1 pseudogene is annotated in these 306 nt (G+C 34.0%); it reads left to right on the top strand.

From position 1 onward, the window contains the following. Nucleotides 1-105, top strand: a pseudogene (locus PZE06_RS27770) (hypothetical protein); the annotation flags it as partial. Between the last annotated feature and the right edge of the window lie 201 nt (nt 106-306).

Here is a 306-nt window from a genome sequence, read left to right as displayed (position 1 = left end):
AGAACTGTAGCGGCAATTCTTGAAAATTAACACCAAGCTGATGGCAGTGTAGTGATCCCTGAAGTGTTACGTCCGTATATGGGAAATAGAGAGGTAAATAAGTAAAGTTAGCATAAAAGAGGATAGACATGACGAGTTTCAAAAAGAGAATGAGAGTTCCTTCTCATTCTCTTTTTTCTATTTTTAATTCTTATGCATTTTTAGTTGGAGTAGGTTCTCTCTCTGATTAAACTTTTCCTGCTGTGGCATACTAGAAATATTCTTAAAAACTAATCAAGAGAAAGTGTTGACAACTCTCTTTTAAAA

Source organism: Robertmurraya sp. DFI.2.37 (genome assembly GCF_029211245.1).
Lineage (GTDB): Bacteria > Bacillota > Bacilli > Bacillales > Cytobacillaceae > Robertmurraya > Robertmurraya methanolica_A.
Note: the sequence above shows the minus strand (reverse complement) of the source record. Positions and strands in the feature narration are given on the sequence as shown.